Genomic DNA, 11,819 nt, shown 5'->3' on the forward strand with positions numbered 1-11,819 from the left:
GACGCCGATATGCTCTTTACGCGCTGTCGAAGACAGCTCCATTCAGTCATTTTGCTGACGCATTCTCTGTCTTAGTCGGGCGAGAAACTGAAAACGCTGTGTGAGAACCGCCTGGTTCTCATGACGGTTCCGTCGCCGGAACTGGCACGAATCCGCAAAGAATTGGCACGCGTTAACGCCTCCGCGTTCGCTTGACCATGTTTTGCGGCATCGGGAACCGGAAGATCGAAGAAAATCAATCAAGGAGTTATGATGCTGTTCGGCTCGAGCGCCGCGATTTGCGGCGCCCTGGTTGCGCTCGCCTTTTCTGGCACCGCTGCTCGAAGTGAAATCGCTGCGGTTCATTCAAGCGCCGTCGTCAATGCCGCGTGTGGGGATGCAATCGTTGGCGCGGCATCCATGTACAATCCGTTCAGGCCCGGCAAGGAGGAGGGCGGTCCGAGCACAGCCTCCGGCGAGCGCTATGATCACTCGGTCTGGGCGGCTGCCATCAAGACGAGTCTGCGTCGGAAGTTTGGTGGCGTCCAATTTGGCGCGAGGCCGAAATATGCCCTCGTCGAGGCCGTCGGCAAGAAGGTCATCGTGAAGATAAATGACGTGGGGCCGCTAAGGCCTGGCCGCGTCATCGACCTCAATGAGCGGACGATGCGCTATTTCGATCCAAGCCTGGAGCTCGGAGTCATCAGTGGCGTCAAGGTCAGCCCGCTTGCGGGAGACTATTGGATTCCCGGACCGGTCGGTTGAACACCGCACGCGAAAGAGCCAGGGCGTGGCACGTAGCAGGCGCGGATCAGTCCACCGGGTCCGCGCGAAGCGCGGTCCGATGACAAGCTCCGGCATCATCTGCCGTTGCATCCGGCGAATGATGGTGGATTGCGCTTCGCTGATCCGCCCTTCGCTCGCAATGACGATGACGATCGCCGGAGGCTGCTGCTACAGCGTCACCACGATCTTGCCGAGATGCTTGTTGGCTTCCATGTGTTCGAACGCCTTGCCGATGTCGGCGAATTTGTAGACCTGGTCGATCGGCAGCTGCAGCTTGCGTGCCTCGACCGCGGGCCAGATGTCCTTGCGCACCTCGTCGAAGATTTCGCGGATCTCCTCGATCGAGCGGGTGCGGAAGGTGACGCCGATATACTGGATGCGGCGCGCCGCATGCAGGTCGAAGTTGAAGTCGCCATGGGTGCCGCCGAGCCGGCCGACATTGACGATGCGGCCCTTGACCTTGGTCGCCTTGAGGTTCTGGTTCGCGACCGGTCCGGAAACCTGGTCGACGATCAGGTCGACGCCTTCGCCTGATGTCGCCTGCAGCACCTGATCGACCCAGCCGGGATCCTTGGAATCCACCGCGAGATCGGCGCCGAACTCCTTCAGCCGACCGCGCCGCATCGCGTCGGTCGATGAGCCCACCACGAGCCTGGCGCCCTTCAGCTTGGCGATCTGCATCGCCATCAGCCCGACGCCCGAGCTTGCGCCCTGGATCAGCACCGTCTGGCCCGGCTGCAGCGCGCCATTGGTGACGACGGCGTTGTGCATGGTGGCGAGCGCGACGGGCAAGGTTGCGGCCTCGTCGAAATTCATGTTCGAGGGCGCGCGGAACAGCCGGCCGTGATCGGCCAGCGTGTATTCGGCGAATGCCGCGCCGCCGGAGCCCATGATCTTGTCGCCGACCTTGACGCCTTTGGCATCGGGGCCGAGGTCGGCGACCTCGCCGGCCCATTCCATGCCGAGCACGGTGCCGACACCGCCGGCCGCGCCGTGGACATGGCCCTTGGTCATGCCGAGATCGGCGCGGTTCAGCCCGCAGGCATGGACCTTGACCAGCACCTGGGTGCCCTTCGGCACGGGCTTCGCAACGTCGGTGATTTCAGGGCCGTTAGGGCCGTAGACATAGGCTTTCATGGGGGCATTCCCTTCGGTCTGAATCCTCATGGTGAGGAGCGCGTGTTCGCACGTCTCGAACCATGAGGCCCGACTGTGGCCTCATCCTTCGAGACGCTTGCTTCGCAAGCTCCTCAGGATGAGGAGATAGAGCCGCGCGCGATCAAATCGCCTATTCCGCGGCCTGGCGCTTGGCGCCGGACATCATCGCTTCCAGCCGCTCGCGGATGATCGCTTCCGCTTCGTGGACGATGCGCGATACCAGCTCGGCGCAGGACGGAATGTCGTGGATCAGGCCCTGCACCTGGCCGGCCGACCAGATGCCTTCGTCGGCATCGCCTGACGCGTAGACCATCTTGCCGCGGGCGCCGGCGACCAGCTCGCGCACGTCCTCGAACTTGGCGCCTTCCTTCTCCATTTGCACGACCTTGGTCGAGATCGCGTTCTTCGCGACGCGCGAGGTGTTGCGCATGGTGCGGAAGATCAGCTCGGTCTCGCGCTCGTCATTGGCGACAATGCGTTCCTTCACGAGCTGGTGGATCGGGCTCTCCCTGGTGCACATGAAGCGCGTGCCCATGTTGATGCCTTCGGCGCCGAGCGCGAGCGCAGCGACCAGGCCGCGCGCATCGCCGAAGCCGCCCGAGGCGATCATCGGGATCTTCACCTTGTCGGCGGCGGCGGGGATCAGGATCAGGCCGGGGGTGTCGTCCTCGCCGGGATGGCCGGCGCATTCAAAGCCGTCGATCGAGATCGCGTCGGCGCCCATCCGCTCGGCGGACAGCGCATGGCGCACGCTGGTGCATTTGTGCAGCACCTTGATGCCGTGCTTCTTGAACTCGTCGACATGTTCCTGCGGCTTGTTGCCGGCGGTCTCGACGATCTTGATGCCGCTCTCGATGATGGCTTGGCGGTATTCGGCGTAGGGCGGCGGCTTGATCGCGGGCAGAATGGTCAGGTTGACGCCGAACGGCTTGTCGGTCAGCTCGCGGCAGCGCGCGATTTCCTTGCGCAGATCGTCCGGCGTCGGCTGCGTCAGCGCGGTGATCATGCCGAGTGCGCCGGCATTGGCGACGGCCGCAACCAATTCGGCGCGCCCGACCCATTGCATGCCGCCCTGCACGATCGGGTGGTCGACGCCGAACATCTCGGTGAAACGTGTCTTGATCATTCTGCCCTCGTTTCCATCGGTATTTTCCGTGACGCGGACGGCGGCGCACGGTGTTGTTATGGGATGTCGAGGGAAGGATGCAGTCCTGTCCGGCAATTGTCTACCGGCGACCTGCGGCGCGCCCATGCGGAAATGACAGGCCGCGGCGGTCAGGCGAGGGCGGGACGGAAATTCGTCATCTGTTCAGGCGCTCGTGATCGAACACGCAGCGCCTGGCTGAGAGCGAGGCAAAGAAGGCGCTTGTTACGCCGGCACGGCGTCTTTCTTCGACGCGGCGGTCTCCTCGTCGAACGCGGCGGCGATGTCGCGCATGCTGACGACGCCGATCAGGCTGTAATTGTCGATGACCGGCACGTGGCGAATGTGGTGCTTGGTCATGAGATGACGGATGTGCTCGAGCGTGTCGCTCGATGTGCACGAGACCAGCTGCTGCACCGAGACGAATTGCGACACCTTCATGCTCGCGCCGGCCGCACCGTGCTCGGCGATCGCGCGCACCACGTCGCGCTCGGTGAACATGCCGACGGCGGTGTTGCCCTCGGTGCGAACGACATCCTTGACCACGAGCGCGCTGATATTGCTGGCGCGCATCAGTTGCGCGGCAATCGCGACGGTCTCGTTCATGCGCACCGTGGCGACGCGGGGGGTCTTCTTGCGCAGGATATCTCCGACTTGCATGGCAACCTCCTTGGTTATCGTTGACTGGAGTCTGGTATACAAAATGCCAATTGTCAACGTGACTGTCGCAGGAATCTACCATCAGGAAACGGCTTAAATAGGCAGGTTTGCTGACATTTCCGACGATTGTGAGCGGCGAGGGCGATCTGACGCGCTAAGCGTTCTGGTATCTGGCATCCCTACCTTGGCAAAAGAAAAGAGGCGCACCGAAATGCGCCTCCATCAGTCTCCGGGGAAATGTCGGGACCAAGCGGTCCTGATCGGGTGGTCTTTAGCCAAGCCGTCCTGTTAAGCCGTCTTGTTAAGCCGTCTTGTCAAGCCGTTTTGGCGCTCGTCGCGGTCTCTTCCGCGGCGGCAACCTCGTTACCGTTGATGAAGGCGCGGCGCATCGGCTTGATCACGAACAGCGCCATCAGCGCCGCGGTGGCATTGAGGGCGACCGCGATCACGAACACCGCCTGCCAGCCGTAGCTGGCGGCAACGATGCTGGCGGCAGGCACCAAGAGCGCTGCGGTGCCCTTCGCGGTGTAGAGCATGCCGTTGTTGGTGGTCGCGAACTTCGAGCCGAAGGTGTCGCCGCAGGTCGCCGGAAACAGCGAGTAGATCTCGCCGAACACGCCGAAATAGACCGCGGTCGCCAGCACGAACACCACCGGGTTGTGACCCCAGGTGGACAGCGTGAGCAGCATCAGCGCGCCGGTGCCGAACGCGATGAACATGGTGTGCTCGCGGCCGATATTGTCGGAGACCCAGCCGAAGAACGGCCGTCCGAAACCGTCGAAGATGCGGTCGAGCGAGATCGCAAATGTCAGCGCGGCCATCTGGAAGCCGGCGAGCGTGACCGGCGTGTTCGCGATCTTGTAGTCATGCGCGATCGGTGCGATCTGCGCCGCCGCCATCAGGCCGCCGGCGGCGACCATCACGAACACCAGATACATCACCCAGAAGATCGGGCTGCGCAGCACCTGCGGCGGCGTGAAGTCGACCTTGGTCTGCGGCAGATTGAGCTGCTTCTTCTTCGGCGGGATCGAGACCGCGGGCGGCTGGATGAAGAAGGCGAGCAGGAAGACGATCAATCCCTGTCCGATGCCGAAATCGAAGAACGCAGTCTGATAGCCGCTCGCGGCGATCATCTTTGCAATCGGCACCACGGTGAGCGCGGCGCCGGCGCCGAAGCCGGCCGCGGTTGCGCCGGCGGCGAGGCCGCGGCGATCGGGAAACCACTTCAGCGCGTTGCCGACGCAGGTGCCGTACACCGCGCCGGCACCGATGCCGCCGAACACCGCGGCGGTGTAGAGCAAGGCGAGCGAGTCGGCATAGGAGTTCAACACCCAGGCGAGCGCGATCATGATGCCGCCGAACATGATGACGAGCCGCGGGCCGTATTTGTCGACGAACCACGCCTCGACCGGCACCAGCCAGGTCTCGGTCACCACGAAGATCGTGAAGGCGAACTGGATCGCCGCGCGGCCCCAGTGGTGCGCGCCGTCGATCGGATCGACGAACAGCGTCCAGCCGTATTGCAGGTTCGCGATCATCGCCATGCAGACGATGCCCATGACGAGCTGCAGCCAGCGGAAGCCGCTGGACGAAGGTTGAGCTTGTGTGACGGCAGTATTGCTGGAAACCATCAAGTCCTCCCGAGCGCGCTGGTCTTGTGACCGAGTGTCGCAATTATTGTGGCGTATCGTCGCAAGCGCTCGGCGGAAGTTGGTATACTATATTCCAGAAAGCAAGCCCTTCATTCTGCTGCAATGCAGCAAATCTGCCCTCCGACGCGCCGCTCCGGATGGCCTCTTCCTAACGGCAAAACGAAAAGCGCCCGGCTTTTGACCGGGCGCTTCGCAAACGATGGTGGAGGGCGGTTGCTTAAGCCGTAGCCGAGGACTTCGCGACCACGATTTTTCGCCAGGGCTTGAGCAGGGCGATCGCGAGCAGTGAGGCGAGGATGTTGGCGCCTGCCGCGATGATGAACACCTTGTCCCAGTTGCCCGACGATTGCTGCATGTAGTTGGCGATCGGCACCAGCAGCGCCGCGGTGCCCTTCGCGGTGTAGAGCAGGCCCGCATTCGTGGTGGCGAACTTGGCGCCGAACGTATCGGTACAGGTCGAGGGGAACAGTGAGTAGATCTCGCCCCAGGCAAAGAACACGAAGCCCGAGAGCAGCACGAACCAAACCGGGTCGTGTCCCCAGAGGTAGAGCATCCAGATGCCGATGCCTTCCATGCCGAAGGCGATGAACATCGTGTTCTCGCGGCCGATCATGTCGGAGATCCAGCCGAAGAACGGACGCGTCAGACCGTTGAGGACGCGGTCGATGGTCGCCGCGAAGGTCACGGCCGTCATCGTCACCGCCATCAGCGTGACCGGCACGCTGTCGACCTTCCAGTCGACCGCGATCGGCTTCAGGTTCGCGGTCACCATCAGGCCGCCCGCGCCGACGATCACGAACATGAAGTACATCAGCCAGAAAATCGGCTGCCGCAGCACTTCGGTCGGCTGATAGTTGCGCCGGGTCTGGATGATATTGGCATTCGCCACGACGGCCGGCACCTGTCCGGCCTTCGGCGCCAGCAGGAAGAAGGAGAGCAGCACAATGATGATGCCCTGGCCGAGACCGAAATAGAGGAAGGTGGTCTGGAAGCCGGAGTCCTTGATCATCGCCTGGATCGGCGCGACCGTGAGCGCCGAGCCTGCGCCGAAGCCGGCAGCGGTGATGCCCGCGGCAAGTCCGCGCTTGTCCGGAAACCATTTCAGCGCATTGCCGACGCAGGTGCCATAGACGCCGCCGGCGCCGATGCCGGCGATGATCATGCCGAGATAGTAGCCGTTCAGTGTCGTCGCCTGCGCGTTGATCGCCCAGCCGAGCGCGCAGAGGATGCCGCCGACCAGCACGACGATGCGCGGACCATATTTGTCGACGAACCAGCCTTCGACCGGCACCAGCCAGGTCTCGAACAGCACGAACAGCGTGAAGGCCCATTGGATCGATGCGCGATCCCATCCGAATTTCTTCTGGATGTCGGGGACGAAGAACGTCCACCCGTATTGATAATTTGCGATCATCACCATCGCGGCGACGCCGATCGCGAGTTGCGTCCAGCGATAGGTGTCGCTGACACGCGCGGCCGCAGGGGCCGCAGTTGCCTGAACCATGTCCGACATAGATCCTCCCAGTGCGCCCCTTGTCGTTGCTTATGAGCGCGCGATGGCCATCTTGGTATCCGATATGCCAAGGTTCAAGCTGTCGCAGGGGCAGCGCGCGCTTATGCCGCACAGGACTCAGCCCCGGCACCCCGGGAGACTAGTTCAGCGCGCAAGGAAATGGCCCCGAAAATCGGGGCCATTGGTCGAAGGTTCAATGTCAGGTCGCATCTCGCGACGGAAGCTGCATCCGGCGGAGAGCGCCGGAAATCCCTTGGCTTAGAGGCCGAAGCGCGGCAGGTCGCCGTTGCGATTCGAGATCTCCGCGCTCTTCATCAGCAGGCGGTCGATCGAGGCCAGCAGGCGGCCGAACAGGGTGGAGGAGGGCGCGAGCGTCAGTACGGTGGTCTTGGACATTGGTGTCCCCTTTCATTGGAGGCCAGCAATGGGCCGGCTCATCGTCTGCAGCCAAACTATGTATACCAGATGCCAGATACAACGAGCTTGTTTGCATAGCAGCATTCTCGACTGTGCAATGCAGCAAAATCGACTGATCGGCATCCCGGATTGGCGTGGAAGGGGAGCAGCCCGGCGGCGCCGCCGGGTCAGAATTTCCAGCTAAAACTGGCCTTTACCGAGTGATCCTGGACCCGGTCGGCGAGCTGGCCGACATAGGCGATGCCGATGCTGGCCTGCGGCGTGACCCGCAGGTCGAGCCCGCCTTCGACCAGCGCCGCGTTCCGCGCCAGCGGGGCGCCGGCCACCGTGAATCCGGTTCCCAGGCTCTGGAACGCGAGCGCCGCCGTCGGGGTCACGTCGCCGAAGGCGTACTGCCAGGCCACCGAGGCGCGCGGCGTCAGCTGCATGCCGTTGGTGAGGGCGAAGCTGGTGGCGATGCGGGCGCCGAGCGAGGAGTAGCCGACATCCTGGTTGCTGCCGGCGCCGCGCAGCGCGGCGGCGCCGCTGCCGCCGGTCTCGGCGAAACTGTCGGTGTTGAGGTGGGCCCAGGCGAGGCCGGCGAACGGCTCGAGCGCGGCGCGGCCGAGCGATAGCCCATAGCCGATCTCGCCGAACACCTGCGCCGTGGTCGCGTCATAGCGGGCGCGCGCCGTGTCGAAGAAGCCCGGGAACACGATCGAACGGCTGGTGTCGAGCGTGCTGAAGCTTGCCGAGGCGCCGCCGCGCAGATTGACTGCGCCGTAGCTCGCGCCGACATAGCCAGCGAGATGTGCGGTCTCGATATCGGCCGAGCTCGCGCGATCGCCGACATGAACCGACGAACTGGTGTAGCCGCCGGCGATGCCGGCGATCCAGTTCGGCGCGAAGCGGCGATCGACGCCGCTGAAGAAGCCGGCGAGGTCGCGCGTCATTCCCGCGGCATTGCCGTCGCCGTTCAACCGGCCCCAGGCGCCGACCCCCTGTGCCCAGAACGTGGTGTCCGGAATCTGCGCAGGGCGCGCGAGCGGCGGCGCCTTGACCGGAAACGCGGACCGCTCGGTGCCGGCATAGGCGAGCGCGGTGCTCACCGACAGCTGGTCCATCGCAGCGGTCTGCGGGCCACCCGAACCGAGCGCCACCATCGGTCCGCTGCCGCCGGCGAACGAAGCCTGCCGCAGACGGCCGAGCACGGCGTCGCGCAGATAGCGCGAGTCGTCGAGCATCGCGGTCTGCGCGCTGGCATGCACTTCGCCGGACAGCGCATCGAACGCCTGCCGCGCGCCGGCGGCGCCCTGGTTCAGCACGGCGACCATCAGCGGAGCGCGCTGCTGCCCGCTCGCGTCCAGTGCGCCGGCCACGGCGATCTGGTTCGGCGTCGTTGCGACGCTCGTGAGCGAGGTGGCGTTGCGGGCGAGCGTCAGGAAGACGTCGTTGGCGTCGTAGCTCAGCGTCGGGGTGAGGAATGTCAGGCCGCTGGTGACGTCGCTGAACGTGCCGTTGACGCCGCCATTCGCGGTGAGGACCGTGTAGACCGTCTGCGGCGCATAGGTGCCGGTCTGCGCCAGCGCCAGCACATTGCCGCCGGCGAGCGTCGCGGTGCCGGTGGCGACAATCTTGTCGGACTGGCCGGCCGCATTGGCCTCGACCTGGTAGATCGAGCCGGCCGCGAAGGAAACGTTGCCGGCGACGTTCAACGTGCCGATCGAATTGCCGGGCGCGACGATGCCGCCGGCATTGGCCGTGATGCCGCCGACGGTGCCGATGCCGCCGAGCGTGCCGCCATTGTTCACCGTGACGGCGCTGGCGAGGGTTGCGCTGCCGTGGGTGTCGTCGCCGACCACGAGCTTGCCGGCGTTGACATTGGTCGCGCCGGTGTAGGTGTTTTGGCCGTTCAGGGTCAGGGTGCCGGCACCGGTCTTGGTCAGTGAAGCGCCGCTGCCCCCGCTCGCGCCGCCGTCGGCGATGACGCCGCTGACGATGGTCGACAGGTCGTTGCCGCCGACGGTCAGCGCGTTCGTGCCGAGATTATAGCGGCCGGCGCCTTCGATCGATCCGGCGGTGAGACGGCGGTCGCCGGCCGGTCCCGTGCTTGCGGAGAAGTCCACGACGCCGCCGCTGTCGGTGACGAGACGGGCATTGCCCGCCGTGCTGTTGCCGGCAAACGCGGTCTGGCCGCTCGCTGTGGTGGTGAGCGTGACGGCGCCGGCCGTAGTCGCGCTGCGGAAATTCAGCTTGCTGTTGTTGGTGATCGCGGTCAGGCCTGAGGTATCGGCGTTGACGATCTCGAAGGTGGCGTTGTTGAGCACGCCGCCGATGATCTTGCCTTGATGCGTCGCATCGCCGAGCTGCAGCGTGCCAGCGTTGATCGTGGTGCCGCCGGTATAGCTGCCGTTGCCGGCCAGCACCTGCTTGTAGGTGCCGTTCTTGACCAGCCCGCCCGCGCCGGTGATGGCGCCGTAATAGAGTGCGGTGGTGATGGTCGAATTCAGGCTGGTGGTGAGATTGCCGGCGGCCAGATCGACGGTACCGAAATCGGCTGCGCCGGACGACAGGGTTGCGACGGTCTCATTGCTGAGCAGGCGCAGCGTGCTACCCCCGAGCACGATGACGCTGGAATTGTCGCCAATGGCATTGCCGCCCTGGACCACCAGGGTGCCGCCGAGCAGCTGCGTGCCGCCCGTATAGGTGTTGTTGCCGGAGAGCGTCAGCGTGCCGGTCCCGCTCTTGGTGAAGAGGCCGCCGCCGCTGATCGAGCCGGCGAAGGTGCTGTCGTCGGCGCGGTTGAAGATCAACCGTCCGTCGTTGAAGACGTTGCCGGTGATCGCGCCCGATGTGCCGCCATTGCCGATCTGCAGCGTGCCGTTCGCGATCGTCGTGCCGCCGCCATAGCTGCTGTTGCCGGTCAGGATGGTGGTGCCGCTGCCCTTCTGCACGAACGCACCGTTGCCCGAGATGGTGCCGCCGAAAGTAAAGGTGTCGGAGCGGTTGATGGCGAAGGTGCCATTGTTCACCACCTGGCCCAGGATGGAGCCGGAGGTGCCGCCGTTGCCGAGTTGCAGCGTGCCCGCTCTGATTGCGATGCCTCCTGTCAGGCTGCTGTTGCCGGTCAACGTCAGCGTTCCGGCGCCGAGCTTGAACAGGGTGCCGTTTCCGTTGATCGACTGGCCCAGGGTGAAATTGTTGGCGGCGTCCGCGATATCGAAACCGCCGCCGCCGGTGCCCAAATTGATCGCGCGCGTGGTGCCGGTGAAGCTCGTGGCGGTGACCCGCAGCGTGCCACCGCCGTCGAAATTCAGCGCGCCCGACGCGGCGCCGAGATTGGTGTCCGATGACACCTGCACTGTGCCACGCGACATAGTCGTGCCGCCGCCATAGCTGTTGGTGCCGGTCAGGATGGTGGTGCCGATGCCGATCTGCGCGAACGCACCGCTGCCCGAGATCGTCCCGCCGAACGTATAGATGTCCGATCGGTTGACGGCGAAGATGCCGTTGTTCACCACGTTGCCGGTGATGGATCCGAAGCTGACGCCGTTGCCGAGTTGCAACGTGCCGGCAGAGATGGTGGTGCCGCCGGAGTAGTTGTTGCTGCCGGTGAAGGTCAGCGTTCCGGCGCCGGACTTGGTCAGCCCGCCGTTGCCCGTGAACGAGTTGCTGACGACGAAATTGTTGGTGCCATCGACGATCTCGAAGCCGCCGCCGCCCCAATTGATGGTGCGTGACGTACCGGTGAAGCTCGTGCCGGTCACCTGGAGCGTGCCGCCGTTGAAGGTCAGGGAGCCCGAAGCCGCGCCGAGGTTGGCCTCTGACGACACCGACAGCGTTCCGCCCGCCAGCGTCGTTCCTCCGGTGTAGGTGTTGGTCCCGGAGAAAGTGAGCGTGCCTGTTCCGGTCACGGCCACGCTGCCGGCGCCCGATACCACACCGGTGACTGAAAAATTGGCCGGCGTGGTGTTGAAAGCGACGAGGGAGCCGGAGCCGAGCACGATGTTGTTGCTGAGCGCGAACCCGTTGTTTTGTGCTGCAATCGTTGCAGCGGCACCCGTAATCAATTGAATATCGCCGACAAGCGTCGAGCCGGTCAGCAAATTCAGGACGTTGCTGGTTCCACCGAAACGGATCGCGGCCGCATGGGTCACGCCGTCGGCGTTGAGCCCGCCACTGATCGTGCCGGCATTGTTGATGGTGCTGTTTCCATTGGTCATGACACCGACGCCGGCCGTACCTCCGCCGGTCGCGGCACCGCCCGTGATGGTGCCGGTGTTGCCCAGTGTATTATTGCTGCTGACCAGATTGACGCCAGCGCCGCTGCCGCCGGTGCCGGCTCCGCCAAGGGAGCCGATCCCGCCGCTGCCGCCGCCGCCTCCGGTAATGCTGCCGGCGTTGCTGATCGACGTTCCATCGCCGAGCACCAGCAAGCCCTGTCTCTTATACACATCTCCGAGCCCACGAGACTTAGGATATCATCGCGTATGCCGTCTTGTGCTTGGAAATGGGGGGGGGGGGGGGGGGG

The 11,819-nt window shown here is 64.5% G+C and carries 8 protein-coding genes; 1 reads left to right on the plus strand and 7 read right to left on the minus strand.

Features of this window, described 5'->3' with window-relative positions; translation table 11 throughout:
* Nucleotides 1–249: 249 nt before the first annotated feature.
* A complete protein-coding gene (locus tag PMN64_RS38600) occupies nt 250–744 on the plus strand; it encodes an RlpA-like double-psi beta-barrel domain-containing protein (protein WP_411784545.1) in 495 nt (164 codons plus the stop codon).
* Between the two features lie 189 nt (nt 745–933).
* Here PMN64_RS38600 and PMN64_RS38605 read toward each other — a convergent pair whose 3' ends face one another.
* The 7 genes from PMN64_RS38605 to PMN64_RS38635 all read right to left on the minus strand — a co-directional run bounded on the left by PMN64_RS38605 (nt 934) and on the right by PMN64_RS38635 (nt 11,742).
* Nucleotides 934–1,902 (minus strand): zinc-binding dehydrogenase, encoded by a 969-nt coding sequence (locus PMN64_RS38605; RefSeq protein WP_411784546.1) that lies wholly within the window; start codon nt 1,900–1,902, stop codon nt 934–936.
* 151 nt (nt 1,903–2,053) lie between these two features.
* Nucleotides 2,054–3,049 (minus strand): NAD(P)H-dependent flavin oxidoreductase, encoded by a 996-nt coding sequence (locus tag PMN64_RS38610; protein WP_168858126.1) that lies wholly within the window; start codon nt 3,047–3,049, stop codon nt 2,054–2,056.
* Between the two features lie 243 nt (nt 3,050–3,292).
* Nucleotides 3,293–3,727: a CBS domain-containing protein gene (locus tag PMN64_RS38615; protein ID WP_028331534.1), complete on the minus strand. Its 435-nt coding sequence runs from the start codon at nt 3,725–3,727 to the stop codon at nt 3,293–3,295.
* A gap of 314 nt (nt 3,728–4,041) precedes the next feature.
* Entirely contained in the window at nt 4,042–5,358 is a 1,317-nt protein-coding gene (gene oxlT, locus PMN64_RS38620) for an oxalate/formate MFS antiporter (protein ID WP_028345244.1), read from the minus strand.
* A gap of 238 nt (nt 5,359–5,596) precedes the next feature.
* Nucleotides 5,597–6,892: an oxalate/formate MFS antiporter gene (oxlT, locus tag PMN64_RS38625; RefSeq protein ID WP_304499483.1), complete on the minus strand. Its 1,296-nt coding sequence runs from the start codon at nt 6,890–6,892 to the stop codon at nt 5,597–5,599.
* Nucleotides 6,893–7,150: 258 nt separating this feature from the next.
* A complete protein-coding gene (locus PMN64_RS38630; RefSeq protein WP_167350443.1) occupies nt 7,151–7,288 on the minus strand; it encodes a hypothetical protein in 138 nt (45 codons plus the stop codon).
* Between the two features lie 188 nt (nt 7,289–7,476).
* The gene (locus tag PMN64_RS38635; RefSeq protein WP_411784547.1) at nt 7,477–11,742 is read right to left on the minus strand and encodes an autotransporter domain-containing protein; all 4,266 of its coding nucleotides are present in this window, start codon (nt 11,740–11,742) and stop codon (nt 7,477–7,479) included.
* Nucleotides 11,743–11,819: the final 77 nt, after the last annotated feature.

Origin of the sequence: Bradyrhizobium sp. UFLA01-814 (assembly GCF_046718885.1) — a bacterium.
GTDB classification, from domain to species: Bacteria; Pseudomonadota; Alphaproteobacteria; order Rhizobiales; family Xanthobacteraceae; genus Bradyrhizobium; species Bradyrhizobium elkanii.

What these genes read in the sequence shown, in the direction of transcription:
- PMN64_RS38605 (WP_411784546.1), bottom strand. Translation starts at nt 1,902, where the DNA reads ATGAAAGCCTATGTCTACGGCCCTAACGGCCCTGAAATCACCGACGTT.
- PMN64_RS38610 (WP_168858126.1), bottom strand. Translation starts at nt 3,049, where the DNA reads ATGATCAAGACACGTTTCACCGAGATGTTCGGCGTCGACCACCCGATC.
- PMN64_RS38615 (WP_028331534.1), bottom strand. Translation starts at nt 3,727, where the DNA reads ATGCAAGTCGGAGATATCCTGCGCAAGAAGACCCCCCGCGTCGCCACG.
- oxlT (WP_028345244.1), bottom strand. Translation starts at nt 5,358, where the DNA reads ATGGTTTCCAGCAATACTGCCGTCACACAAGCTCAACCTTCGTCCAGC.
- PMN64_RS38600 (WP_411784545.1), top strand. Translation starts at nt 250, where the DNA reads ATGATGCTGTTCGGCTCGAGCGCCGCGATTTGCGGCGCCCTGGTTGCG.
- oxlT (WP_304499483.1), bottom strand. Translation starts at nt 6,892, where the DNA reads ATGTCGGACATGGTTCAGGCAACTGCGGCCCCTGCGGCCGCGCGTGTC.
- PMN64_RS38630 (WP_167350443.1), bottom strand. Translation starts at nt 7,288, where the DNA reads ATGTCCAAGACCACCGTACTGACGCTCGCGCCCTCCTCCACCCTGTTC.